At 62.0% G+C, this 25,079-nt stretch carries 18 protein-coding genes; 7 read left to right on the forward strand and 11 right to left on the reverse strand.

Features of this window, described 5'->3' with window-relative positions:
- Positions 1-21: 21 nt before the first annotated feature.
- On the reverse strand, positions 22-1,353 hold the full coding sequence (locus tag ARCT_RS28495; protein WP_154665319.1) for a hypothetical protein: 1,332 nt from the start codon (positions 1,351-1,353) through the stop codon (positions 22-24).
- Positions 1,354-1,721: 368 nt separating this feature from the next.
- Between ARCT_RS28495 and ARCT_RS0106160 the strand changes: the two genes are divergently transcribed.
- Positions 1,722-2,735, forward strand: coding sequence for a phosphotransferase family protein (locus ARCT_RS0106160; RefSeq protein ID WP_027239275.1), 1,014 nt, complete (start codon positions 1,722-1,724; stop codon positions 2,733-2,735).
- 38 nt (positions 2,736-2,773) lie between these two features.
- Here the strand turns inward: ARCT_RS0106160 and ARCT_RS0106165 are convergent, their stop codons facing one another.
- Positions 2,774-3,916 carry an acyl-CoA dehydrogenase family protein gene (locus ARCT_RS0106165; RefSeq protein ID WP_027239276.1) on the reverse strand — a complete coding sequence of 381 codons (1,143 nt, stop codon included), beginning with the start codon at positions 3,914-3,916 and terminating at the stop codon, positions 2,774-2,776.
- Positions 3,900-4,598 (reverse strand): TetR/AcrR family transcriptional regulator, encoded by a 699-nt coding sequence (locus ARCT_RS0106170; RefSeq protein ID WP_240476265.1) that lies wholly within the window; start codon positions 4,596-4,598, stop codon positions 3,900-3,902. The genes ARCT_RS0106165 and ARCT_RS0106170 overlap by 17 nt, the downstream gene beginning before the upstream one ends.
- 103 nt (positions 4,599-4,701) lie before the next feature.
- Between ARCT_RS0106170 and ARCT_RS28855 the strand changes: the two genes are divergently transcribed.
- Positions 4,702-5,055 (forward strand): maleylpyruvate isomerase N-terminal domain-containing protein, encoded by a 354-nt coding sequence (locus tag ARCT_RS28855; RefSeq protein WP_322786409.1) that lies wholly within the window; start codon positions 4,702-4,704, stop codon positions 5,053-5,055.
- Positions 4,980-5,495 carry a TIGR03084 family metal-binding protein gene (locus tag ARCT_RS28860; RefSeq protein ID WP_322786445.1) on the forward strand — a complete coding sequence of 172 codons (516 nt, stop codon included), beginning with the start codon at positions 4,980-4,982 and terminating at the stop codon, positions 5,493-5,495. The genes ARCT_RS28855 and ARCT_RS28860 overlap by 76 nt, the downstream gene beginning before the upstream one ends.
- Before the next feature lie 312 nt (positions 5,496-5,807).
- On the opposite strand, the gene ARCT_RS25540 is transcribed toward ARCT_RS28860, so the two are convergent.
- On the reverse strand, positions 5,808-6,734 hold the full coding sequence (locus ARCT_RS25540) for a 2-dehydro-3-deoxygalactonokinase (protein ID WP_084300761.1): 927 nt from the start codon (positions 6,732-6,734) through the stop codon (positions 5,808-5,810).
- 563 nt (positions 6,735-7,297) lie between these two features.
- Here ARCT_RS25540 and ARCT_RS0106185 point away from each other — a divergent pair.
- The 3 genes from ARCT_RS0106185 to ARCT_RS0106195 all read left to right on the forward strand — a co-directional run bounded on the left by ARCT_RS0106185 (position 7,298) and on the right by ARCT_RS0106195 (position 10,954).
- A complete protein-coding gene (locus ARCT_RS0106185) occupies positions 7,298-8,074 on the forward strand; it encodes a sugar transferase (protein WP_027239278.1) in 777 nt (258 codons plus the stop codon).
- A gap of 213 nt (positions 8,075-8,287) precedes the next feature.
- Positions 8,288-9,520, forward strand: a complete 1,233-nt coding sequence (locus ARCT_RS0106190) for a CpsD/CapB family tyrosine-protein kinase (RefSeq protein ID WP_027239279.1) — start codon at positions 8,288-8,290, stop codon at positions 9,518-9,520.
- A 153-nt stretch (positions 9,521-9,673) separates the two neighbouring features.
- A complete protein-coding gene (locus ARCT_RS0106195; RefSeq protein ID WP_027239280.1) occupies positions 9,674-10,954 on the forward strand; it encodes a GumC domain-containing protein in 1,281 nt (426 codons plus the stop codon).
- Positions 10,955-10,985: 31 nt separating this feature from the next.
- Here ARCT_RS0106195 and ARCT_RS0106200 read toward each other — a convergent pair whose 3' ends face one another.
- Positions 10,986-12,353, reverse strand: a complete 1,368-nt coding sequence (locus ARCT_RS0106200; protein ID WP_027239281.1) for an oligosaccharide flippase family protein — start codon at positions 12,351-12,353, stop codon at positions 10,986-10,988.
- Positions 12,354-12,635: 282 nt separating this feature from the next.
- Between ARCT_RS0106200 and ARCT_RS0106210 the strand changes: the two genes are divergently transcribed.
- Positions 12,636-13,850: a glycosyltransferase gene (locus tag ARCT_RS0106210; protein ID WP_027239283.1), complete on the forward strand. Its 1,215-nt coding sequence runs from the start codon at positions 12,636-12,638 to the stop codon at positions 13,848-13,850.
- 335 nt (positions 13,851-14,185) lie between these two features.
- Here the strand turns inward: ARCT_RS0106210 and ARCT_RS0106215 are convergent, their stop codons facing one another.
- Genes ARCT_RS0106215 through ARCT_RS0106240 form a run of 6 tightly spaced genes read right to left on the reverse strand, consistent with a single transcriptional unit; the run spans position 14,186 to position 25,077 of the window.
- A complete protein-coding gene (locus ARCT_RS0106215; RefSeq protein ID WP_084300763.1) occupies positions 14,186-15,145 on the reverse strand; it encodes a glycosyltransferase in 960 nt (319 codons plus the stop codon).
- Positions 15,142-17,676 (reverse strand): hypothetical protein, encoded by a 2,535-nt coding sequence (locus ARCT_RS0106220; RefSeq protein ID WP_027239285.1) that lies wholly within the window; start codon positions 17,674-17,676, stop codon positions 15,142-15,144. The genes ARCT_RS0106215 and ARCT_RS0106220 overlap by 4 nt, the downstream gene beginning before the upstream one ends.
- Positions 17,673-18,686 carry a hypothetical protein gene (locus tag ARCT_RS25545; protein ID WP_051360573.1) on the reverse strand — a complete coding sequence of 338 codons (1,014 nt, stop codon included), beginning with the start codon at positions 18,684-18,686 and terminating at the stop codon, positions 17,673-17,675. Before ARCT_RS25545 ends, ARCT_RS0106220 begins: the two co-directional genes overlap by 4 nt.
- Positions 18,687-18,689: 3 nt before the next feature.
- Positions 18,690-19,376 (reverse strand): 4'-phosphopantetheinyl transferase family protein, encoded by a 687-nt coding sequence (locus ARCT_RS0106230; protein WP_027239286.1) that lies wholly within the window; start codon positions 19,374-19,376, stop codon positions 18,690-18,692.
- The gene (locus ARCT_RS0106235; protein WP_027239287.1) at positions 19,373-24,061 is read right to left on the reverse strand and encodes a MupA/Atu3671 family FMN-dependent luciferase-like monooxygenase; all 4,689 of its coding nucleotides are present in this window, start codon (positions 24,059-24,061) and stop codon (positions 19,373-19,375) included. The genes ARCT_RS0106230 and ARCT_RS0106235 overlap by 4 nt, the downstream gene beginning before the upstream one ends.
- The gene (locus ARCT_RS0106240) at positions 24,058-25,077 is read right to left on the reverse strand and encodes a glycosyltransferase family 2 protein (protein WP_027239288.1); all 1,020 of its coding nucleotides are present in this window, start codon (positions 25,075-25,077) and stop codon (positions 24,058-24,060) included. The genes ARCT_RS0106235 and ARCT_RS0106240 overlap by 4 nt, the downstream gene beginning before the upstream one ends.
- Between the last annotated feature and the right edge of the window lie 2 nt (positions 25,078-25,079).

Consider the following 25,079-nt stretch of genomic DNA (forward strand, 5'->3'; position numbering starts at 1 on the left):
GTGATGTGATACTGTCAGGCGCTAGACCAGACAGTCACTTTCCAGCTCTTCGTCTTCCTGACAGTCTTCTGGCAGGTCTTCGACCGGCTGGTTCATCAGCGCCATAAACTCTTCGGAGCCAGGGGCGTCATCATCTTCGCCCGCCGCGTCATTGCCTGTTGGGGCAGTATTGGCTGCGTACCAGGCGTCCAACCCTTCATCGGACACACCGCCATTGGCATAGCTGCTGCTGTCAGAGGCCGCCGCTGCCGGGTCATAGCCGCCAGAGAGCACATTCTGGCTGCCATCCGGGTTGGAAACCACCAGCGATACTGAGCTGAGGTCGATATCATCCAGAGTCAGACCGTTGTCGGACCAGAGGGTGAAATTGGCCGAGTTGACCTCCCCGTCGGTACTGTCGTTTACGCGCCCGAATTGAACCATGCCGTCAAAGGTTTCGGGCACGGTTGTCCCCGTATCCAGCGCGTTTACGGCGTTGGCCTCTGCAGCCTGTCCGGTGACTGGCAAGCCATTGACCGAGGGATGGAAATTCAGATCGTTCACGGTTTCATCGTCGCTCATGTTGAAGAACATGCCGTCGATATCCGCCACTTCACCATCATAGGAGGTGGGGTGCAGGTTGATGAAAAGCTGGCCCTGTGGGGTCTGCGTTACTTCCACGGTGACGCTGGGGTCGCCATTGCCGCCGATTTCAAAACTGATGGTGGTTTTTCCATCGCTACCGCCGTCGCCACCGCCGGTATCTCCTGTGCCACCCGTACCTGTGCCACCCGTGCCTGTGCCACCCGTGCCTGTGCCGCCAGTCCCCGTGCCACCAGTCCCCGCGCAGCCAGTCCCCGAACCGCCGGTACCCGAACCACCCGTGCCGGAGCCGCCGGTTCCAGATCCACCAGTTCCAGATCCACCAGTGCCAGATCCACCAGTGCCGGAGCCGTCTTCGTCGTGGTCCCGATCTTGCCACCACTTCTTGCCCCAACGGCCATGGCCGCCATGGTCGCCACGTCCGCCGCCTCCTGAGCCACAGTCACCTGTGCCACCTGTACCGGATCCGCCGGTTCCGTTGTTCTCGTCGTCGCGGTTGTTCCACCAGTTCTTTTTGCCGCCGTGGTCCCGTCCGCCGTGGCTTCCTCCGGTACCAGACCCAGCAGTACCCGAGCCGTGGTCGTCCTCGTCCCGCTGCCAGTGTTTGTGACCGCCACGACCGCCAAAATGATTGGAAAGTTTGTCGCTATACCAGCGGTCAAAGCCGCCATCGCGCACGCCGCCGTCATGGTAACTCTTGCTTTGGCAGGCGCTGTGCCCGCCCCATGCCGAACGTCCACCGCCCCAACCAGAAAAATGTCCCCAGCTCATACTTAGCACCTCTTAACCCAATGTCTTGTGCTGCCGCAGTGACCCCCAGGCGGCAAACGCATTAAGAGAACTTAAAGTGATCCAGGGTTTGAGCCAAATTTTCACCATATTTTGGGCAAATTTGCCCTATTTCCCCTTTCTTCCGGAAACAAAACCGCAAGAGGGCGTAGAACTGTTCTTGTATTGGACGCAAAAGGGCCGCGCGACTCACCCTGGCAGCGGTGAGAGCCCATGTGTTTTTCCGATGTCGCCATGACGGCCCCCTGAAGGAGTCGTTTTGTTTCCTGAAATTTGCCATCTTCTGCACCTAAGGCCTTACCGATGAGGCCCCGGGCATAGCGCGCTTTGGGCAAAATGAGGGAAAGCTGATGGCGGACAGAAGCTTTGATGACCGCGCGGCCTATATCGTCGCACAAGCACAAAAGACCCTGGGTAAAACCCCGGATCGGATCACCACGCCGGGCGGCAAGTCCCGCTCTTCGATACGATTGCATTTTGGTGAGGAGACGGTCATCGCCACCCTGCGCGAAAATTTCCGCCGCACCCATCTGGAGGCCTATGTGCTGGAAAAGCTGGGGCCCCATTGTGACGACATCCCCCGGGTTCTGGGCGTCAATGAGGATGTCTTGTTCCAGTCCGACACCGGCGAGATCCGCCTGAGCCGCGAGGTCCTGGAGCATGACGAGGGCGACCAGGTGGAACTGGCAGCCGAGGCCTGTGCTGCGATCTTTCGCATTCACGCTGCCGCCCGCCAGACCGATCTGGCAGGGATGTTGCCGCATCTGGGCTCAAACCGGGACTGGATCATCAATCTGGTGGGATCGGTGGACGCCTTGCAGGCCTATTCCATGGGCATCCCCAAAGCGTTCGACTTTGTCGCCGTGGCCGAACGTATGGACCAGCCGGGGCGGCAATTCCTGAAATGGGATTGCCGGGCGGGCAATGCCGCCATTGGCGACGATGGCTTTGTGCGCTGGTTTGATTTTGAATATGCCGGCCTGCGGCACGGTGCCGAGGATTTTGCCTGGCTCATTGCGGATGAGACCTGGCCAGTTGCGCCGGACAAAATGGCCGATGTGATGATCGACACCTATGATCATGGCTCTGGCTATGACATCGCCGACTATCTGGATTATCTGTCTGTCTATGTCAGCCTGCATGCGGTGCAGCGGCTGAAACTGATCCAGAAGGAAGTCAGGAAACGCGGCTGGCTCAGCAAGACGCGGGTGATCAAATATGATGACGCCGGGGTTCACCCTGATTATGCGCGGCAGCTCTGTCGGGTCGGGGCCTACTATGCGGCGCAGTCAAAACTGACAGCGCCGCTGGCCCGCAATTTTGAGGCCGCCGGGCGCGCCTTCAAGGCGATCGCAGAAGGCTAGGGGCCTGACCCATTGATCGGCATGGGGCTTCCTGGGGCTTATAGCCCCATCTGGCGCACGGCGAGGTCGCGCATGATCTCTTCCGATCCGCCACCAATGGCCATGACCTTGACCTCGCGGTAGATGCGCTCCACCCGGTTGCCACGCAGATAGCCCGCCCCACCAAAGATCTGCATCGCCTCAGAGGCGCAGTATTCGCAGGCCTTGGTGGCAAAGAATTTGGCCTTGCTCAGCTCGGCTACTGGCATATCGCCCTGGTTGACCTGCCAGCAGATCATCCGCAGTGTCGCCTCAACCGCATCAATGCGGGCGGAGATCTCGGCGATCTTGTGGCGGATCACCTGATGGCGGATCAGCTTTTTGCCAAAGGTCTCGCGGTCTTGTGCCCAGGCGATACTGTCTTCCAGGCAGGTCTTCATCATCCCCAGAACCCCGGCGATCAGGTTGATCCGCTCCATGTTGAAATTGTTCATGATGGCCAAAAACCCGGTGCCTTCCTCCCCCATCATGTTGCTGGCGGGCACGCGGACATCATCCAGAAACAGCGTTGCCTGATCCGAACACCACCAGCCCATCTTGCGGGTCAGGGCTGAGCGGGAGAAGCCAGCGGTATCCGCCTCGACAAAAAACAGGGAAATGCCGTCCAACCCCGCGCCGCCGGTCCGGGCCGGGATCACAAAGTAGTCAGAGGTCATGCCGCCGGTGATGAAGGTCTTGGAGCCGTTGATCACCCAGTGATTGCCGTCACGCCGGGCTGTGGTCTTGAGGTTGGCCACATCCGAGCCGCCCCCCGGTTCGGTCACCCCCAATGAGGAGCCTTTGCGCCCGGACAGGATTTCGGGCAGCACCCGCTGGCGGATCTCGTCACCCGCCAGCCGCGCAATTGGTTCCACAGAAATGGTACGCCTGGCCAAGGCCGCGGTAACCCCGCCGGCGCCACAGCGGGCCATCTCTTCGCTATAGGCCACGCGCAGAAAACAGTCGTCAAACCCAAGACCGCCATATTTTTCGTCGATGCCAAAGCCCCAGACGCCAAATGCACCAATCTTCTGGTGCAGCTCCCAGGGCACCGCTCCGGCCTCGTCCCAGTCGTCGCAATAGGGCTGGATTTCCTTTTCGACAAAGGCGCGGATGCTGTCGCGAAAGGCGCGATGCTCTGGCGTTTCAAAGGGGTTCTTCATCTGCTTCTCCCTGACGGCTGCGCGCAGACATATGCGGCGCTATGATGCGGCCAAATAGCTCGACCATCTTGGTTATGATCTTGGGATCGCGCTCAAACGGCGCCTGTGTGTGCAACCCGCGCATGAAGCTCCGGCAGATCGACCAGAGCAGCGTCAGCTCATCCTCATGGCCCTCGGTGGCCTGGTAGAGATTGGCGATATTGCGGTTGAACTCGTCGTTGTAGCTCCAAAGCGATGGGGTGATGCGGCGGTTCAGCACCTGGTCGGTGCGTGCGGCCACCAGGATTTCCATCAGCGCGCGGCCTTCGCGGGTGTTGATCACCCGGCTCCACAGCGCATGTAGCTGGCCCGGCAGGCTGGTCCCGGCTTTGGAAGAGCGCAGCAGATTGGCCTCCTGGTCATCAGGCACCGAGGTGCCGCGCACCGGGGCCAGCAGATGTTCGAGGGTTTTTACCATCATCTCTTCCTTGGAGGGGAAGTGATGGGTGAGGGCGCCACGGGAGACCCCGGCCTGGGTTTGCACCCGGTTGATGGAACATTCCGAATAGCCCACCTCGTCGAGCGAGGTGATCACCGCATCAAAGATTTTGCCTCGGGTGCGCGCCACCCGTGCCGGGTTGCCCCGCATGGGCTGACTGTCGCCGGAGGTGACGTTCGGTTGGTCTTCGGTTCCTGGGCACATCAGCATATCCTTTTGACGAATCGTAAAACAGAACAGTTGGTCTGTTCAATCACATGATTATCGGTCAGACGCAGCGGCATTTGATCAAGAGAGGGAGCGAAACATGCAACAAGCCGAAGATTTCCGTGCCGAGAGCCAGGCTCTGGCGGCGGTGCTACAGGATCTGCCCGAAGCTGATCTGCACCGGGCGACACTGTTCAAGGAGTGGACCATTGATCATGTGCTGGGGCATCTGCATCTGTTCAATGTGGCGGCTGAGACCTCGTTGCAGGGGGCGGCAGCCTTTGCGGCCTTTATTGGCCCGATCGTGAAAGAGATGCAGGCAGGCAAGTCTATACTGGATGCCAGTTCCCCTGGCTTGATGGCCTGTCGGGCCGCGCCCTGTTTGAGGCCTGGCAGGCAGGTGCAGAGCGCTGCGCCGACGCTTTTGCGCAGGCCGACCCAAAAGAGCGGCTAAAATGGCTGGGGCCGGACATGAGCGCGCTCAGCTCGATCACCGCGCGGCAGATGGAGACCTGGGCCCATGGCCAGGAGGTCTTTGATCTGTTGGGGGTGGAGCGGCAGGAGCAGGACCGCATCCGCAACATCGCCCATCTGGGGGTGTCGACCTATGGCTGGACCTTTCTCAACCGCAAAGAACCGGTGCCCGAGCCTGCGCCTTTTGTCGAGCTGACCGGCCCTTCCGGTGCCGTCTGGACCTGGAATGATCCGCAAGCGGACAATCTGGTGCGCGGTTCGGCGGTGGAGTTTGCCCAGGTGGTGACGCAGGTGCGCAATATCGCCGACACCAGTCTCGAGACCCAGGGAGCCAGTGCCGCGCGCTGGATGGCAATCGCCCAGTGTTTTGCCGGTCCGGCTGAAACACCACCCGCAAAGGGCGCCCGCCATAAGGCATAAGAACAGAGCCAGATCGCACAGCAAGAGAGGTAGAAGGTTGCACCTGTAAAAGCGGTTATGACTGCACTTATGACTGCGCCTATGACTGTGCGTGTCATTGGGCCGTGGCGGGCCTGCCAGGGACAGGGGTCTTAAGCCAGGTGAAGGGGGGGCTCCCGCGCAGATTTATCTCCCCTTGGGAGATAACATCCCCTTGGGCCCAGCGCCGCCGCCCTGTCGGGCGACGGCGCTGCACCGTGAGATGGCCAGGATCCAGTTTATCGTTGCCGCAGGTGTTCGTGCCCTTTCAAGAGTCTTGGAAAAGGGAAAAGCCTAGGGAGCAGGGGCCGGTTTCCCTGCCTGCCGGTTGGCCTGCATCAGCCCTTCTATCGCCATCCGATCGGGCTGTGCCTGGGTGACAGGCAGGCCCTGGGCGGTCAGGGCGGCCAGATAGGGGGCGGCCAGGTGATCGGGGGCGATCAAAGCGAGATTCTGGCCCAGCCAATAGGCCCGCGCGGCGGCCAGTTCGGCTCCAAGAAGATAGCCCCACAACAGACCTGCGGTCTCAGTTGTATTGCGCCCTGTTGTATTGTGCTCGGTTGTATTGTGCTCTGCCGTGCTGCCGCCCGCGATAAGCTGACGGGCGCGCAGTTCGGCCAGCCGGGAGGCCAGGCGTTCGGGGCGCGATATGGTATCTGCGACGGCCTGTGCCAAAGCGCTTTCGGACCAGTGCGCAGGCAAGGCGAGACCTGCTGCCAGCGCGGAATAGAGGCCTGTAGTGAGGGTGCTGTGAAAGCTGACAACCTCAGCGGCGCTGATCTGAACCCAATGTGTCACCTCGCCAGGCAGGCAGATCACCCCGTCCCATTTGGGATTGAGAGCCAGAAAGCCGGCGATCTGCGCCGTGCTATGTTGCATCAGGCCTACCGGGTTTTTCTGGTGCAGTCCGGGAAGCACTTGAAGATCCCAGGCTTCTGGACTCCAGGCCTCGTGATCCAGGCGGGTGAATGCCAGATCTTCGGGTTTGGCGGGAACCTCGACCGAAGTGGCGGCCGGTGTCAGACCGCAGACCAGCACCGGATCCGATTTTGGCATCTGGGCCTGGCTCAGCGCATCCGACAGATCCTGCGCGGGGCAGGCCCCTGTGCGCGCGAAACTATGCTGTTGCACCATTTGCCCAGCCGATAGGCGCCACAGGGATATCTTGGCGTCACCAATCAGAGCGGCGGTGCAATGTGTCTGGCTATGTGATGTGCCCATTGTCTGACGACCTTTTTGTACGTATTGCGTGGAAAGTCGGCTGTTGGCCAAATCCGGTGCCGACCACCGGCATCTGCCCAGGGGTCATACCGGTGCAAGCGCCAGGTTTCAAACCAACAGCGGGAATCCATGACCGATCAGGGGAAGGCAAACGCAGCCTGCAGGCGAGGCCAGAGCACAGAATCAGGCATTTTGGCGTCGAGAACAAGAGCTGGGTTTTATGGTTTGGGCAGCATTTGGGGATAGTCTATAATCAAAAGGTTATATTGTTTCCGCTTTTGTGTGGACTATACCCTTTTTCGCCTTAATCACTAAGCTTTGGTTATAATTCTCATTAATTCGGTTAGATATATTCTAGTCACGGAATGCAGTAGCTTGAAAAAGCTTCAGGGGGGATCCAATCCCGGCATTCATCAGGGGCGAAACATGTGGGGGCATGGTTCGGAAAAACCCAAAACGTGATGACATTGCCCGCGTCGCTGTTGTTGCGGGTTTTGAAGAACGAAGGAGCTGATGGCCTCGGGTTTATCCCGGAGCTATCGCTGCGAGCGCATGGGGTGATGATGAAAGATTTCGTATCAAACACGACGGAGCGGACTGTGGCCGCACCCGGACTGACCTTGTCCGGCGTCACTGCCACAGGGCGCTCCTCTTTGATCTGTTCTACCGTGGCTGCTCCTGCTGCCGGGGGGGGGATCAGCCAGGCACTGGCGATTGCGCGCGGAACACACTCTGGCTACGCTCTGGCTGGGAAGCGGCTGCTGGATTTGGCTTTGGTATTGTTGGCGCTGCCTGTCGCCTTGCCGATTATTCTGCTGTCGGCGGTGATGCTCTGGCTGGAAAGCGGATTGCCCTTCTATAGCCAGGATCGTTTGGGGCAGCATGGCAAGAGCTTTCGTATTTTTAAACTGCGGACCATGGTGCGTGATGCGGATGCCCGGCTGCAGAGCTTTCTGGAGAGCGATCCAGAACTCCGCCATGAATGGGAAACAACCCAAAAGCTCAAACATGACCCGCGGATCACTCGGGTCGGGCGGTTTTTGCGCATGACCTCCCTGGATGAGCTGCCGCAGCTTTGGAATGTGGCGACTGGAACAATGAGCCTGGTTGGCCCGCGCCCGATGCTGCCCGAGCAACTGTCTCTTTATGGCGAGGCAACCGCCTATTTTGCCGTCAAGCCCGGGATCACCGGCGTCTGGCAGGTCTCCACCCGGAATGAGAGCAGCTTTGCCTCCCGGGCCAAGGCGGATGCGGATTACCTGCGTCAGATGGGTCTGCAGCAAGATTTGAGCCTTATTTGGCGCACCGTCGGCGTCGTCGCCAAGGGAACGGGGTATTAGCACCGGTTACCAGACTGGGGCGTGGACCGGCGGCCAGGTCGCTGCGGAACGATGGGCACTGGATATTAATCTCTTTGCCCTTGACTGCGAGGCGGCTGAGAAACCTCCCGATGCAGGGGCCGAGCCCTTTTGCGGTTGGGTCGCAGGACTGCCCCCGAGCGACCAGGGGCGTGACGTAGGGGGGGAGAAGTTGGAATTGTCAGGAGATGACGCTTGAAGCATTTTGCTGTATCACCCTCTGATGGCACTCCGGCCCGTCCAGAGGGCGGAGAAAACGAGCTGAAGAACACAGCGCCTGCCTTTGTTGGGGGTGGTGAGGATCGCATGACGCAAAAGGGTTACAAGAGGTTTCGCCGTCGCAATGCGCCAGCGCCGCAACAGGCTGGCCCAGAGATTGGTCCAGAGCCAGAGACTGGCCCAGAGACGGACCTGGAGACCGGCCCAGAGGTCGGCACAGCTGCAAGCCCGCTCAACAGCGCGCGATTTCCTGCGCCAGCGGTGCAGACACAACAGCCAATTCCAGCCCCAAAGGCAGCCCCGCCCGAGGGGACAAGACCAGCCCCGGCGCCGCAATCAGTCACACCGCAGCCTGCGGCTGTCGCCGCAAAGCCCCGCACTGAGATAGCGCGCCCTGTGGAGACCGCGCGACCTGTGCGGGTCAAACCGCGGTTGGAACTGGACCGGCAGGCGCGTGTCGATTTGCCTGGGAAACCACCGATGGATTTGCCAACCCGTTTTGACCCCTGGTTGCAGATCCCCCAGGTTCCCTTTGATTTTCTGGGGCAAAAACCGTCACGCCTGCCGCTGGTTAGCGCCTTTCGGGCCTCGCCTACGGCGCGGGCCTTTGATTTGCTGCGCACCCGGTTGCTGCACAGTCTAAAGGCGCATGGCTGGAAACGGGTGGCGGTCACCAGCCCCTCTGCAGGCGGCGGCACCACCTTTTGCGCGGTCAATCTGGCGCTGAGCCTCGCCAGGGTGCCACAAAGCCGCACCCTGTTGATGGATATGAATTTTCGCAGACCCGGCATCGCGGCGGCGCTGGGCATCCCGCCACATGGCGATATGTCGGCTTTCCTTGCCGGTGAGGTGCCGCTGAACCAGCATCTGCAAAGGCTGTCTGTGTCGCTGGCGGTGGGCAGCAATTGCCATCCCGATCACAATGCCTCGGATATTTTGCATGATCGGCGCGCCGCAGACGTGATTTCTGCCATGATCAACGAGACCCGGGCCGATACGGTTCTGTTCGACCTGCCGCCGGTGTTGGAACATGACGATGTCACCGCCTTTCTGCCGCAGGTGGACGGGGTGCTGTTGATTTCTGACGGTGACAGGACCACCGCTGCCGAACTTGCGGCCTGCGAAAAGATGCTGGCGGGGCACGCGCCCTTGCTTGGCGTGGTGCTGAACAAGGCGCACCAGTCCGACAAGACGCAAGTTACCCCCTAAAAACCCACATTCCAAAGCCCCAACATCCGGTCAGAGCCACAGTTTTGCCCGGATGCTGTGGTGTAAGGGATGGTGAATGTATCCGCTTGTGCTCTGGCTCGATGGGGCAAAGACAGGCAGGATGAGAGACGTGACGACAAGGTGAGCTGACCCATGGGCCCGATTTATTCGCTGGCAGATTTTTTGGACATGTTGCGTCGCCGCGCTGCGGTCATTTTGTATGTCGTGGTGGCGGGCAGCATTCTGTCGCTCTGGGTGGCGCTCAATCAGCAGCATCTGTACCACAGTGCCGAGGTGATACAGGTCACGCGGCCAACCATCGCTGACGATTTGGCCAAATCCACGGTCGAAGGCTCCTCGGCGCGGCGGATGCAATTGATCGAACAGCGTTTGATGGCCCGCGCAACCCTGCTGGATATCATCGACAAATTTGCGCTCTACGCCGATCAGCCCAGTCTGACATCAACCGAAAAAGTAGTGATGCTGCGTCAGGCCGTGAACATCACTGGCGTGGCAGCGGTGCGCGAAGGCTTTGCCGATGATGGCACCATTTCGGTGCTGACCATCACGGCGATGATGCCCACGGCGCTACAGGCGCAGCAGGTGGCCAGCGAATTTGGCCATCGCACCATCGAGCTGAGCGTCAGTAGCCGAATTGCCCAAGCGCGCGAAACCCTGAGCTTCTTTGCCGAAAAGGAAGCCGCCCTGGTCGGCCAGGTCGCGGCGCTGGAAGATGAGATCTCTGCCTTTCACGCCGCCCATGATGTGGCCCTGCCTGGAACAGCAGAGTTTCGGCGCAGCGAAGTGGCAACAATCAACGAAAGCCTGCTGGATATTGAACGCGAAAAAATCCTGATCCGGCGCGCTGCCGATCAGGCCAGCGCCTCCGAACGCCCGGCAACTGCGCGCCGGATGCTGGCCGAGGCGCAGGAGAAGCTGGCAACGCTGGATGCCCAGCACGATCTATTGAGCCAGCGCAAGAACGAGCTGGAAGTGGCGCTGCAAACCACCCCCGAGGTGCAGCGGCAGCTGGGGGTCTACGCCCGGCAGATGCAATCACTGCAAGGCGAATTGGAGGTTGTCTCCACCCGCCGCAACGAGGCCGAAGTGGGGTTTCGTCTGGAAACCTCGCGCCAGGGCGAACGCCTGACGGTGCTGGAACCCGCAGGGCTTGCGGATTACCCGTCCACGTCGGCACGCAAAAATAAGGCTTTGATGGGGGGAATTGCCAGTGTTCTGGCAGGGCTGGCCCTTGCCTTTGTGTTGGAGCTGCGTGCGCCCGTGCTGCGCTCTGCGGCGCAGATGGAGCGCGAAACCGGTTTGGCGCCGGTGGCCTCGATCCCGGTTCTGGATACCAAGCCCCGCGGCCGGGGGTTGCGGCGCATACTGGGGGCCTGGCGACGGCTGCTGCCGCAGAAACTGGCGCGCCGCTGATTTGGCAGGCCGGGCTGGACGGACAGTCCGGCTAGACGGACGCTGGCGCAATCAGGGCCATGATCCGGTCCAGATGCCAGTAGACCGCGCCGCTGCCAATGAGCGCCGCAACCAGGGCAAACCCCATATCATGCAGCGGATCCCAGGCATGGTGTTTTACCGCCAACCAGACCAGCACCGGATAGGCCGCCAGCATCGACAGCCCCATGGCGACGATACCGCCGGGCAGGCCAAACCACATGGTGGCCAATAAAAACATGCCTGTCTGCAAGAGCGCGCGCGTGGCGGTAAAGACAAAAAAGGCCCGGCTGTCACCGGCTGCCAAGGCAGCCTGGTCATAGGTCATGGTGATCACCGCAGGCACCAGCGCCAGCGAGATCATCACAATCATCGCTCCGGCCTGCACATAGCGCGCATCATAGAGGAAATCCACCAGCCAGGGGCCGATCCAGGCCATCAGCAGCAGCATCGACAGGATTGTCGCGGTCAGCCCGACCCGCAGCAACCGCTGCTTGCGCAGATTGGCAGGATCGGCGGTAACAGGCGTGTCGCGGTAGACCGGGATCATCAGCCGCTGATTGACCGCATGGCCCAGAAGCATTGGAAAACTGGCAAGGAAAAAGCCGATATTGTAGATGCCCAGCACCTCAAGCGAGACAAATTTCCCCAAAATCGCCCGGTCCCCTTGCGAGGTCAAAAACCAGAAGGCCGTCGACAGAAAGATCCATTTGCCAAAACGCACCAGCTCGGTCACCGACTTTGGCTCCCAGCAAAAGCGATTGTGCAGTCCGGGCAGGCCAAAATGGGTCAGCGCCAGCTTGGCGGCGGCCTGAATGACACCGCCCAGAACCAGGGCAATCACCGAGCCGCTGATCCAGGCCAAAACCACCATGGAGCCGACGCCAATCACCTGCGCGGCCAGATCCAACAGGGTCACCCGTCCAACCAGCAGATGGCGATGGGCAGTTTCGATCCGGGTTGGATTAAACCCGGCAATGGCCAGACCAATGCCGGCAATCGGCAGGTAGTACAGCAACTGAGGCGCGGCGTAGAACCAGGCCATCGGCCAGGCCAGCGCCAGGGTAAAAGCCCAAAGCCCAAAGCCGCGCAGCACCTGAATGCTCCAGGCGGTATTGAGAAAATCCGGGTCATCACCACGGCTGTTCTGCGCGATCGAGGGGCCAATGCCGACGTCTGAAAACAGCGATAACCCCACGGTGACCACAGTGACCAGCGCCATCAGACCAAAGGCCTCGGGGAAGAGCAGCCGGGCCAGCACCAGATTGGCCGCCAGCCGCAGGGCCTGGCTGCCGCCATAGCCGATCATCATCCAGGAGGCCGAGCGCAGCACCCGTGCCATCAGTCCCTGGCCGGCAAAATGGCGGGTCAGCTGTTTCATGTGGTCTCCGGATGTTTGCTTGGGTTTTGGTCTGCTCTGCGGTGTAATTCAGGACCAATTGGCACTAGGCTATGCAGGCGAGGAAGGCGCGTCAATTGCAACTGGCCCTGTGGGTGTCATTGCGGGGGAATGGCGGGAGTCTGGGGCGAAAAAGGCCAGACAATCAGCTTTGAAATCACGCATTGATTTGGTTTTGATGACGGCGCGCTTGCGCCCTCTAGGCAAGCCCGGACAGAGCCGCTACCTTGGCGGAAACCAACTGGCTGACTGGAGTATAGGCCTTTGAAAGTCGCTTATGTTCTGAACAGTTACCCGCAGCCCTCCCATAGTTTTATCCGCCGTGAAATCCAGGCGCTGGAGCGTCAGGGGATTGCCGTGCTGCGGCTGGCAATGCGGCCTGGGTCAGCGCCATTGGTGGATCCGGGCGACAGGGCGGAGGCGGCAAAGACCGAGTATGTTTTGCAACGGGGGGGACTGGCGTTGCTGCTGCCGCTTTTGCGCCAGGCAGTGGCTTCACCGGCCGTGTTTTTTCAGGCCATGGGGGTGGCCATTCGGTTGGGGCGGGTGTCACAGGCCGGGGTCTTGCGACACCTGATCTATCTGGCAGAGGCCTGTTATGTGGTGGTGCGCTGCCGGGCCGAAGGGGTTGACCATATGCATGCGCATTTTGGCACCAATGCCACGGCCGTGGCGCTCTTGGCGCAGGCGCTGGGCGGGCCGGGGTATAGTTTCACCACCCATGGCCCGGAAGAGTTTGATGCCCCTGTGGCGCTCTCTCTGGGAGAAAAAATCAACCGAGCGCGCTTTGCCGTCGCCATCAGCAGTTTTGGCAAGAGCCAGCTCAGCCGCTGGGCTGATTTTGGGGTCTGGGACCAGCTGAAGGTGGTGCATTGCGGCATTGAACCGGCGCGGTTTGAAAACCCGCTGCCGCTGCCGGAGGGCCCGTTGCGATTGGCAGCCATTGGGCGCTTTGTGGAGCAAAAGGGCCAGATGGTGCTGGTGCGCGCCATGGCTGAGGTGGTGCAGTCGCATCCACAGGTGCATCTGGCGCTGATTGGCGATGGCGAGATGCGCGCTGATCTGGAAGCCGCAATTAGTGCCGCTGGGCTGCAGAACAATGTGACCCTGACAGGATGGCTGTCAGAGGCGGGCGTGCGCGCAGAGCTTGCCGCGTCTCATGCCCTGGTGATGCCCTCTTTTGCCGAGGGCCTGCCCATGGTGGTGATGGAGGCCATGGCCGCGGCCCGTCCCGTTCTGGCCACCTATATCGCCGGCACGCCTGAGCTGGTTTTGCCCGGCAAGACCGGTTGGCTGGTTCCGGCGGGCGATGCGCAGATCCTGGCCGCGGCAATTGCCGAACTGGCAGAGGTGCCTGCGGCGCAGATGGCGAGCCTGGGCGCGGCGGCACGTGAGCGGGTTCTGGAGCGGCACGACAGCGATGTGGAGGCGGGTAAGCTGGCAGATCTGTTCCGTGAGGCCTGTCAGAGAATCGGTTGATGTAGCAAAAACAGCGCCTTACAGATTTGACGAATTTCGCTTCTGTCCGCGCTGCAGTGGCTTGTTCTAAGTAAAACCTGCCAAACCAGCAAGGTCGGTTGAATGGGTCCTGAGCCTAACAAAGTGGCCGCCTGACTAGAGGGGTTGGTTGGCTATAGGGCTGGCTATGGGCTGGCAAGTAGACGGGCAAGGGGGGGGCTCCCGCGCGCTTTGATTGTTTCTGACGAAACCATCAAAGCGCTTGGGCCCGGCGCCGCGCTGAAGCGCGGCGCGGCAGCGCACTGTTGCAGCGCAGCGTTTCAGAGCGGCAGGGGTCGTGGGATTGCAGCAGGGGATCAGCGTCCGCGGGTCCAGCGTTGGCGGCTGCGAAACAGCGGAGATTTCACCGTCAAAGACACCAGCGCATAGGCGGCAAAGCCGATGGGATCCTGTAGCAAGAGCCCGAACAGCTGCCCCATAGGGAGCGGGGCTTTGTCATCATTGGCCAACAGCTGCGGGTATTTCTCATGCAGCTCTGCGACGCCGGCATTCTGTCGCCGTCGCACCCGGGTCAGGTTGCGCAGCCCTTCGACCATTGGCCAGGCGTAGCGGGCTGGCAGTTTGATCCGCTCATGTGCTGCAAAGGAAAGCCGGGCAAAGGTATCATCGGCAATAATATCGGGCCAGTCCTGCCAGCGCGCCCGCCCGGCGCGGTTCATTGCAAACAGGCCAAAACCAGGGGTGCCGGTCTGGACAAAAGGCAGGCGCATCCAAAACCTGCCATAGGCGCGGGTCAAGGCGCTTTGGGCGGTGGTGAGTTGGGGGGTGCCGCTGGCGTAGCGGGCCAGGGTGTGAGCCTGAGCCTGTGTCTGAGCCCGGATCTGGGCCTGGATCTGGGCGGGGCCAAGCGCGGCGGTGATCTGGCCGATCAATGCGGGATCAACCGTGACATCGGCGTCCAGATAGACCAGCACCCCCCCCCGTGCTTCAGCATCGCCGGCGTTCAGCGCCTTGAGCTTGTTGCCCTCTGGCAGCTCGATGATGCGAAGCTGCCACTGGGGCGGCGCCGCCTGAGCCGCTGCAATTCTGGCGGTGGCATCGGTGCAGCCATTGGCCAGGATCAGAACTTCGCCCCGCATCCCCGCAGGCAGCACGGAGGCAAACAGCGCGCCAAGGCAGCCCGCGATGTAGCTGGCTTCGTTATGGGCCGGGATCAAGACGCTCACCTGCGGCTGGGGGGCGGCGGTTGGCGTGCCCGTTGGCGTAGTTGTTGGCGTAGCTGTTGGCAGGCCCGATGGCAGGGGGGAGGCGCTCATTTTACCGCTTCCAATGCGGACCAGCGGGGGTTGTCATCGCTGAGGCTTCGCAGTGCCCCCCAGCTGCCCCATTTGCCAGGAACCGCCACATCCGCATAGGCGCCAAACAGCGTGCCGCCCAGCTCTTGCCAGCCACTGAGCAACCTTGCATAGAGCGCGCCCATTTCGGGCGTATAGTTGAAATGGGTAAAGAAGCCGGTGAGCGCGGCATCCTCGGTAATCGGGCCGATGCCGACCACATGACTGCCGCCCTCATACATGATCAGATCCAGCCCATGTTGATCCGCCACAGCACGGTGGTAGGGCAAAACGCGGCCCAACAAATCGCTGAGCGTATCGGCGGCCTCCCCGCTGGCCAGGCCGTCACTCAGTTCGGCGGCGGCCTGGACGCTGGCAACATCATATTGGTGGTCGGCAATAAATTCTTCGGCCTCTGTGCCGCGCAGCCCCTGCGCAGCCGCCGCATTGCGGGCGTGCTGCTGGCTGTCTGCGATCCAGGCCCGCAGGATCGGTGCGCGGTCCTTTAGCCCCAGAATGCCGCCAAAATACCCGGTCACCGCATAGGCATCAAAATAGGCGGCAGGGGCCTCGCGGTCGGCGGCTTCAGCCACCCAAAGCGGCGCCGTCAGGATCTGCTCTTCCAGCCCCAGCCAGCCGGTCTGGGTGGACAACACCCGCACCAGGCGTGCGGTTGATGCCGCGCCGAAGACTTCGGTCCAAATCTGCGAAACCTCTGCGGCGCGGCCACCGTAGAACTGCATCCACAGATCCTGACCGCCCCAGCGCGCGCGCGCCTGGGTATCGGCCCAGCGGGCCTGTTCGAACTGCCAGTTCCAGACCTCGTTGGAATACTCGACATAGGCTTTGAGATCAAAATCCAAGCCTGCCTCAACCGCGCGGGCAAAGTTGCGGATATAGCTGTCATCGGCGCGGTGGGGCATGTTGAACCAGGCATCGGTGCCCAGCTCATTCACCAGTGCCAGCATGACCTCCAGCGGCACACCCTTGCGGCCCCAGCTATAATCGCTGACCAGCGGGCGGTCTTCCCAGCCGGTGAGGTGCGAGTCATTGGTGCCCATCCAGTCCATAAAGCGCAGCGCTGCAAACCCGTCCAGGATCTCCAGCCAGTCCGGGTTAAAAATCTCGCCAGCCGCATAGCGCTGCAGGTGCTCTTCCTTGACCACGGTGATATTGCGCGGGTAGTCACCGGCCGAGCCGATCCGCTGCAGCCGGATTTCGACCGGGCCGGGACCGGGGGTGAAATCAAACGAGACCTCGCCCTTGCCATAGCGCTGATTGCGCGCCCGCCCCGAGACCTCGACAATGCCCTGGCCCTCAAAGCGCAGCACATAGCGCCCGGCCAGGCTCAGCGCGGTTTCGGGCAGATCTGTCAGGATCACGGTCCCGATCGAGCCCAGCTCGGGCGGCAGAGCGGTGGGCCAGCCCGCCGCATCCAGATAGCCGGCCTCCTGCAGATCTGCCTCGTTGGCGCCGCCCCACTGGCCGGGCAGATGCCCGATCCAGGGGCGCGCGGTCTTGAAGTGATCCAGAAACGGTGCCTGTGGGCTCCAATCGGCCACCGGCATCAGGTTCATCGCAATGGGCTGGCGGGTTGGGATCGGGGGCACCTCAGCGTGCCGCTGCTGCGGCAGCTCTTCCGGGAGTGGGCTGTTCAACTGGGCCAGCTCAGGCTCCATGGGCAGCGGGGCGGGCTCATCGGGCAGGGCCGGAGAGGCCGTGTCACTGCCGCCGGCTGCGGCCCAGGCCAGTCTTTGAAGTTGCCGCGCCAAGGCTTCGGAAGGGGCTGTGTACCCCTGTCCCCAGCGGTCCTGCAGCTGATAGGGCAGCCCCTGTGGATCCTGTCCGGTCAGCACCGCATATTGCACCAGGCTGAGGTAGTAAAATCCCAGCGCATTGGGGTGGATATCGTCGGAAAACACCTGCGAGATAGACTGCAACCCGGGCAGGGTGCCGGCCGTGATGGCATCCTCCAGCCGGGCCATGGCCTGACCTGCAGGCAGCAGGCGCACAGTGCCATTGGTGGCCTCATTGACCTCATCGACCAGGGCCTGCCAGCGCGGCAAATCCTGCTCGAGCCGGTCACGCCAGGGGGTTGCGGCGCCTTCGTCAAAAGGCACCTCGGCGCCGGTGCCGCTGTTGAGACTGTGCCAGGTCTCTTGCAGGTAGAACTGCACATCCGGATTGGCGGCGCGGGCCAGTTCATAGAACTGGGTCACGGCCTCTGCGGAATTGCTCCATTTCAAGTGATTGGCCAGCGGGATCGCCTCGGTGACGATCACCGCATCCACGGGCGCGGTCAGCCGCTGGCGGGCATTGATGCCTTCGGCGCTTTTGGCGTGTTGCCAATTGTAGCTGAGCGGCGCGCCATTGATGATCTGGGCCTCGACCGTGACCGGTGCTGATGCGCCCGGCTGTTCCGCCAGCAGCTGTTGCAGCATTTGCGGATTGTCCGGGCCAAACAGCGAATGCCCCACCATCACCACCGAGGTGATCAGCGCTTCAAGGTTCATGACCCACCTCCCACCTGAGCGGATGTTGCCTGCGTAGATGAGGTCTGAGGAGATACAGCCTGCGCCGCCAGGGCAAGGCCGGTGCGGGGCTGGGCCAAGACCACCTGCCAGACGATCCTTTGCACCTGTTCGGCGGCTGTGGCCGACAGGCTCTGGGCGGCGCTGCCATCCGCGCGGCTGAGCTGATGTGGTCGCCCCAAGGGCGGGTGCTGATAGAGCACCGCATAATGGGTGAGCGCCACCACATAGGCACCCAGATCATTGATATGGATGGTATCCAGCGCGCCTGTTTTGGTGCGGGCAAACAGATCTTCGCGGGATGTCAGCCCGTCGATCTCTCCGGCCTCAGCGGCGTGGGCAACCGCGGCCATGACCTGTCCTGCCGGGATCAGATAGGCGGGGCGGTCGGGTGCGGCGCGGCTGTCTTTACCGCTGAGCTGTTCCAGCCAAAGTCGATCGAGGTCATTGGAGATGCGGGTTTCCCAGCCCTCGGGGTCATTCAGATGGTGCCAGGTCTCATAGAGATACACACGGGTTTGGGGGGCGCCTGCGCGGGCCAGATTGGCCCAGCGGTGAAAATACGCGGCGCCGTCAAAATAGCGGATGGCGTCGCGCAGCTCGACCATTTCGGTCAGCACAACCGCGTCGTAACCGCCCGAGCCGATGGCCTCGCGGGCCTCGCGAAAGGCAGGCGGCTGGTTGCTGGTTTCAAAGTCGAGGATCGCCAGTTCCGGTTCCCAATGCTGTTTCAGATTGGTGCCGGATCCCAGCTGGCTGTTCCAGCGATGCCCCTGTGGCGCAAGCTGCGCCAGCATATGCGGCATGTCCGCCCCCACCAGGGAATGGCCCAGATGATACACACGCAACGCCCCCTCCGGAGGCGTCAGCACCGGCACCTGTGGCAGGGGGCCTGGGCGCAGGGGGCCAGTGCGCAGCCAGTGGCTCAGTGGCCAGAGGCCAAGCAGAGCGGGCACAACAGGCACAGCCAAAAGGGCGCGGCGTGACATCATGGATCAGCTCCGCAGCTCAGCTGTGGTGACGATCAGGCCCGCCCCAATGGCAAAGCGCCCGGAGATGTGATCGCCACAGGTGAAGGGCGGCTGATCAGCGCAGAAACGGGCTGAAAAACGGCACTCCTGCAGATTGATTGTCAGTTCCATGCCATCAAACCCATAGTATCTTTCGCTGACTGTGAACTGGCACTTATAGGCGGCTTCCTTGGCGGAAAACATCAGTTTGGCCAGTTGGCCGGGATTGTCCTGTTGGCGCAGCCAGTCCTGTTCCTGCGCCGAGCAGATCGCGGGCCAAAGCTCATCCGCCAGGGGTTTGTCCTCTTCCACGTCGATCCCCAGCCCCTGAACCGCGCTTTTTGCGGCAACCACAGCCATGGCGCAGCTGCGGGTATGGGTGATCGAGCCCACCAGCGCATCAGGCCAGATCGGTGCCCGGTTTTCACCCACGGGAATGGCAACTGGCGCATGGCCCAGTTGCGCCATGGCCTGATGCGCGGCGGCGCGCCCGGCGGCAAACTCGCGGCGGCGTTTGTCCACCGCATTTGGGGACAAACAGGCGGCTTCTGCGGCAAAGGGCGCTGGCGGATCCGCCAGGGGGTTCACCAGCGCCAACCCGATGTCCCTGTCAAAGAGCGGTCGCACCAAGGCCAGCCGTGCCATTTCCTGTGTTGAACTCTCTGCCGTCATCCTACCCGTGCTTTACGGTTTGCCCGCATTGCCCGCCGTTTCGACATGGTGTCGGATTTGGCGGCCTGTGCGGCCTCGTCTTCCACCGGATCATCGGGCTTTGTGCTGCCGCCCGCAAGGGTCTCGATATGGGCGGCAAGCCCTGCGAGGGTTGGGAACCGGAAGATATCGGTGATCGACAATGTGCTGATATCCAGCGCGGCGCGGATATCGCGATGCGATTGCACCGCCAGCAGCGAATGACCGCCCAGGGCAAAGAAATTATCCTGCGCGCCAATACCTTGCACACCCAGAATACGCGACCAGACCTTGGCAATCTCGGCCTGCATCCCGGCGCTGAGCGGCACCATGGCAGCGGCGGCGGCCTGTGGGCTTTGTGACTGTGTAGTGGCCTGCGGTGCGGGCAGCGCCTTGCGGTCGATTTTCTTGTTGGGAGTCAGCGGGAAGACATCCAGCGCTACAAGATGAGAGGGCACCATGACGGCGGCAAGATGGCGCGACAGGTCCTGCTTGATCGCGTCCAGATCCGCTGGTTTCGCGTTGTTTTGCGTGACATAGCCGACCAGTTGCGCGCTGTCGCCCATTTGCCGCTCGACAACCACCGCGCCGGTGACATTGGGCTGGCTGGCCAGGGCGGCTTCGATCTCGCCCAGCTCGATGCGCTGGCCGCGGATCTTCACCTGATGATCGGTGCGCCCGAGGAAGGCCAGCTGACCCGCAGCCGTCCAGCGGACCAGATCGCCGGTGCGATAAAGGGGGCCTGTGGCAAAGGGCAGCTGCACATAGCGATCTGCAGTCAGCTCTGGGCGTTGCCAGTAGCCCGAGGTGACGCCAGCGCCGCCAATATACAGCTCACCCACCGCCCCCATCGGGACCGGGCGTTGGGCCGCGTCCAGCACATAGACCTGGGTATTGGCCAGCGGCCTGCCGATATCGGCGGTGCCACCAGACAGGTTAGAGGGGCCAGACAGGGTGGTCGAGGTTGACCAGATGGTGGTCTCAGTAGGGCCATACATGTTGTGCAGCTGCGCTGGCGTCGCCTCCCGCAGGGCGCCGACCAGATCCGCCGGCAGTGCTTCGCCGCCAACCAAAAGGTGTTTGAGCCGCCCCAGCACCATGCGGGCCTCATCATCCTGCACCAGCATCCGTGCCATCGAGGGGGTGCACTGCATGTGGCTGACATCGTGGCGCATCATCTGCGCCGAAAGGGAAAAGTCATCCGCTGCCAGCTCTTGCGGGGTATTGGCGCGGCGCAGCACTTCGGCCAGCGGCTTCAAGCCCTCCAGCACCACCTCTGGCGCAATGCCATAGTCGATCAGACAGGCGATCTCATCAACGCCGATACGCTTCAGCTGCTCGGTGCGCTGCAGGGCATCTTCAACGGTGCCAAACAGGCCGGAGTCTTCAAAATAGCGCTCAAAGGCAAACTCCAGGATGGCTTCCAGTTCCTCGGCGCTCAGCCCGTCCAGCTGCATGTCAAAGGCGTTATTGACCCCCTTGGGCCGCTTGAAGGCGGGGAAGGCCCAGGCGTATTGCTTGATCAGCCCGGCGGCCGAGCGCAGATAGTCCTTCATTGGGTCGCGGGCGATACGGCGGGACTCTTCGCGGGTTTCTGCCAGATAGCTGTGCAGCATCAGCGTCACCTTGAAATCCGCCGGATCATGGCCCGCGGCGCGCAGGGCGTCGTGATAGATGCGGATCTTGCCACCGACTTCCTCGATGCTTTGCCCCAAGAGATGCGTCAGGACATTGGCGCCAATCTCGCCGGCCTCGCGCCAGGTTTCAGGGTTGCCTGCGGTGGTGATCCAGACCGGCAGCTCGCGCGATACCGGGCGCGGCTGGGTGACAACACCATGCATCGAGCCGTCCTTGCGGGGAAACTCCACCTCCTCGCCGCGCCAGAGTTTGCGCAGGGTCTCGATGCAGTCATACATCGCGGGTTTGTTGGCTGGCGGGGTGTTTTCCGGGCGCAGCACAAAATCATCCGGCTGCCAGCCCGCAGCAATGCCCAGCCCGGCGCGGCCATTGGTCAGGTTGTCGATCACCGACCATTCCTCGGCCACACGGGCGGGATGGTGCAGCGGTGCCACGCAGGAGCCGGCGCGCACGCTGAGATTGCTGGTGACTGCCGCCACGGCAGCCCCGGTCACGGCTGGGTTTGGGTAGGGGCCACCAAAGGCGTGGAAATGGCGTTCTGGCGTCCAGACCGCGTTAAAGCCATTGGCATCGGCAAACTTGGCGCCTTCCAGCAGCAGGTGGTATTTGCGGGGGCCGGGGCCATCGTCATTGCCCCAGTAAAACAGGTTGAAATCCATCCGCCGGTCCGAGGTCGCAATGGGCCCATTGGACAGTTGCAGCCGGCTTTCATCGCTGGAGAGCACCAGTTTGAAGCCACGTGACAGGGTCCAGAAAAGCTCCAGCACCGAGATGTCAAAGGACAGCGAGGTCACCGCCAGCCAGGCATCCCCGGCCTGGTGCGGAATGCGCGCATCCATGGCGGCAAAGAAATTGGCCACATTGTCATGGCGCACCATGACGCCCTTGGGGGTGCCGGTCGAGCCGGAGGTATAGATCAGATAGGCCAGATCGGCGCCGGTCGCGGTGCTGCTGACGTTTGTCGTCAAAGCCTCTGATGTCGGCAGGTTATCTACAGTCAGGCAATCCACAGTGACGATCCTGGCCTGGGTTGTCGGCAGGTCGGCGCGCAGGGCCTCCTGGGTGACAACAACGCTGGCCTGACTGTCTGACAGGTAGTGGGCAATCCGGTCCCGCGGGTAGGCCGGGTCCAGCGGCACATAGGCGGCGCCGGTCTTGAGCACCGCCAGGGCCCCTACCATCAGATCGGTGGAGCGTTTGATATAGACGCCCACATGAGCACCGGGTTTGACGCCGATATCCTGCAACTGGCGGGCCAGGGCATTGGCCCGGGCGTTGAGTGCCGCGTAGCTATAGCTTTCGCCTTCAAACACCAGCGCGGTGGCCTCTGGGGTGCGGGCAACCTGGGCCTCAAATGCCGCTTGTATGGTCTCTTCGGCAGGCAGATCGCTGGCGGTCCGGTTCCAATCCTCCAGCAGCAGCCTGCGTTCTGTTTCGGGGAGAATCGACAGATCAGACAGCGGGCAATCGGTGCCAGAGGAGAGGTGAGATGCGATGACACCCAGCGCGTTTTCAAGCCGCGCGGCGAGCAGCTCCGCGGCCTGAGCATCGAGCCAGGTGTCATCTACATGCAGCGCCAAGGCGCTCTCAACCAGCGAAACGGTAGCGATGCAGCCTGGCAGGGCAGCATCCCGATCCGCTGTAAACCCGATTGCCGGCATGTTTTGCACGGAAAGCTCTGGGGCGCGGGCCACCAGATCCAGGGCAAAACCGCCGAACCTGCGGGCCTTTTCCAAGTCTAAGTCTATCTGAGTCGCTAAACTGTTAACAGATGAATCGCGCGCCACCCGCAGGGGAATCCAGTCGGAAACCACCTGCGCTGCCGCCCCCTTTGCGGGCAGCGGCGTGGCAAAGGCGATATCGGCCTGATCCGCGCCGGTGCCAAGCAAGGCCCAGGCCAGGGTTGCGGCAATGATCCGGGATTCGGTCAGATCAACAGCGGTCTCTTGCGGCAGGGTCAGCGCGTAGCGCGTGGTGCCAGCCGCTGCGCCAGTCTGCGTGGCCAGAGGCACAGTGACCGGCTGTATCAACGCCAGGGCGCGGCGCCAATGGGCCTCACCGCTTTGGCTCTGTGCCAGGGTGGTGGCGACCTCTTTGGCGGCCTGATCCTCCAGCGCCGGGAGCTGTTGGCCAACTGTAAAGAGGGCGGGCAGATCGAGGGTTTCGCCGCCAAGTGTGGTGATATCTTCCAGCGCAACCGCGCCATTGGCGGTGGCGACGGTGACAACCGCGCCGGTCACCGAGAGCACGGCCCCTGTTGCCGGTTCAGCCGCGCCCGCTGGGGCGTCAGAAGCCGCAACAGGGGTGGCTTGTCCCACTCGCAAAACCTGGTCGGGCAGCAGCAGTTTGGCGCAGCCAAGCGGGTTCCAATAGGTGCCATAATCCAGCCCGCGCACAAGGCGGTTCAGCTCTTGGCTGGTCTGGGAAAACGCCAGAATGGCCCCAGCAGCGGGACGATGATCCCTGGCAAAATAGCCACGTTGCGACAGATCCTGCGGCTGGCGGTGCAGCTGATCTGCGCTCAGCTGGTCCAGCACCTCGCCAAAGCTGTCCATGGCGGCGGCGTAGCACGTGGAGTTGAGGCTAAAGGCGGTCTCATCCTCGGCAATGTCAAACAGGCGCTGGGCAAGGATATCGCCCTCGTCGATGCCGCCCTCCATCACATGCCAGGTAATGCCATGCTGCGCTTCGCCTGCCATAATCGCCCAGTTGGGCGTGTTCAGACCGGCATAGCGCGGCAAGGGGCCATCGTGGAAATTCACCGCACCTTTGCGGGCCAAGGCCAACACCGGATCTGGGATGACACGAAGGTTGGCAATGGAGAGCAGCCAGTCAAATCCATCGGTGAGGTGACTGAGGATGTCACCGGGGGCCTCCAGCAGGGGCAGCTCTTTGGCTGTGGCCCAGGTGCGGATATCACTGTTGGTTGAAACCACGGCGGCGATCTTATGTCCACGCGCCAGCACCGCTTCGGCGCAGCCGATCAATAGGGATTCATTGCCGATGACGACAGCGGAAAATTGGCTCATTTTGGATCCTCCGAAACCGGGGTGGGACGGCGCGTTTCACATATGGGCGCGGGCGCGGGAGATGGGCGCGCGGGCGTAACGGCATGAAAGACGAGATCTTTCAGGAAATGATTGGGATCGGCCTGAGGTTTGCCCTGCAGCAGACGGCGCAACCCGTAAATACTGGCGCCTGCGATGCGGGCCAGCGTGGCCAATGCCGCATAGGCGCGGCCATGGGATTTGATGAAATAGTGGCTGCGCGACTGGAACCAATAGGCAGGGGTGCGGTCCCAGTCTTTCATACCAGTCGAGGCCGATCCCAGATGGGCAATCTGACTCTGGGGCACATAATGGGTGCGCCAGCCGGCCTGAGCGGCGCGACGACACAGGTCGGTCTCTTCGAAATAGAGGAAAAAGGTCTCGTCAAAACCGCCGATTTCCTCAATCACCGGGCGCCGGATCATCAGGCTGGCGCCAGCGGTCCAATCCACCTGGGTCTGGCTTTGTGGCATCTCCATTGCCACCACCCAGGGGTGCAGCAGCCGGGTAAAGATCCCGGTGCGCGCCGCCATTTCAAACTCGCCTGCGATCGAGGGAAAGCGAAAGGCGGTGCGATGCGGCGTGCCATCGGTGCCATGCACAAAAGACCCTGCCAGCCCGGCCCCGGGATGATCGGCCAGAAAATCGCGCAACCTGCGAATGGTTTTCCCCTGCACAAAGGCATCCGAATTCAGCAGGTAATAATAGTCGGGTGCGGTGCCATCCGACAGGCCAGCGGCAAAGCCGATGTTCATGCCCGCGCCAAAGCCACCATTGACCGGGGACTGCAGCAGTCTGATCTTGTCGCTGTGCTGCCAGCCGCGCTGCGCGGCCCCGGCCTGCAGCGCCTCCCAGGAGCCATCCCCCGAGCCATTGTCGATCACCAGAACCTCACCGCTGAGATCCACCATCTCCACCAGAGCCGCCTCGGCAGCCCTGAGGGTCATCTCCGGGGTGCGGTAGTTCAGGATAATGGTGAGAATGCTGCCTGTGCTCATCT

Source organism: Pseudophaeobacter arcticus DSM 23566 (assembly GCF_000473205.1).
Taxonomy (GTDB): domain Bacteria; phylum Pseudomonadota; class Alphaproteobacteria; order Rhodobacterales; family Rhodobacteraceae; genus Pseudophaeobacter; species Pseudophaeobacter arcticus.

Bases quoted from the DNA above. Each gene is read 5' to 3' on its own strand.
- ARCT_RS28495 (WP_154665319.1), bottom strand. From the start codon at position 1,353: ATGAGCTGGGGACATTTTTCTGGTTGGGGCGGTGGACGTTCGGCATGG.
- ARCT_RS0106160 (WP_027239275.1), top strand. From the start codon at position 1,722: ATGGCGGACAGAAGCTTTGATGACCGCGCGGCCTATATCGTCGCACAA.
- ARCT_RS0106165 (WP_027239276.1), bottom strand. From the start codon at position 3,916: ATGAAGAACCCCTTTGAAACGCCAGAGCATCGCGCCTTTCGCGACAGC.
- ARCT_RS0106170 (WP_240476265.1), bottom strand. From the start codon at position 4,598: ATGTGCCCAGGAACCGAAGACCAACCGAACGTCACCTCCGGCGACAGT.
- ARCT_RS28855 (WP_322786409.1), top strand. From the start codon at position 4,702: ATGCAACAAGCCGAAGATTTCCGTGCCGAGAGCCAGGCTCTGGCGGCG.
- ARCT_RS25540 (WP_084300761.1), bottom strand. From the start codon at position 6,734: ATGGGCACATCACATAGCCAGACACATTGCACCGCCGCTCTGATTGGT.
- ARCT_RS0106185 (WP_027239278.1), top strand. From the start codon at position 7,298: ATGAAAGATTTCGTATCAAACACGACGGAGCGGACTGTGGCCGCACCC.
- ARCT_RS0106195 (WP_027239280.1), top strand. From the start codon at position 9,674: ATGGGCCCGATTTATTCGCTGGCAGATTTTTTGGACATGTTGCGTCGC.
- ARCT_RS0106200 (WP_027239281.1), bottom strand. From the start codon at position 12,353: ATGAAACAGCTGACCCGCCATTTTGCCGGCCAGGGACTGATGGCACGG.
- ARCT_RS0106215 (WP_084300763.1), bottom strand. From the start codon at position 15,145: ATGAGCGCCTCCCCCCTGCCATCGGGCCTGCCAACAGCTACGCCAACA.
- ARCT_RS0106220 (WP_027239285.1), bottom strand. From the start codon at position 17,676: ATGAACCTTGAAGCGCTGATCACCTCGGTGGTGATGGTGGGGCATTCG.
- ARCT_RS25545 (WP_051360573.1), bottom strand. From the start codon at position 18,686: ATGATGTCACGCCGCGCCCTTTTGGCTGTGCCTGTTGTGCCCGCTCTG.
- ARCT_RS0106230 (WP_027239286.1), bottom strand. From the start codon at position 19,376: ATGACGGCAGAGAGTTCAACACAGGAAATGGCACGGCTGGCCTTGGTG.
- ARCT_RS0106235 (WP_027239287.1), bottom strand. From the start codon at position 24,061: ATGAGCCAATTTTCCGCTGTCGTCATCGGCAATGAATCCCTATTGATC.
- ARCT_RS0106240 (WP_027239288.1), bottom strand. From the start codon at position 25,077: ATGAGCACAGGCAGCATTCTCACCATTATCCTGAACTACCGCACCCCG.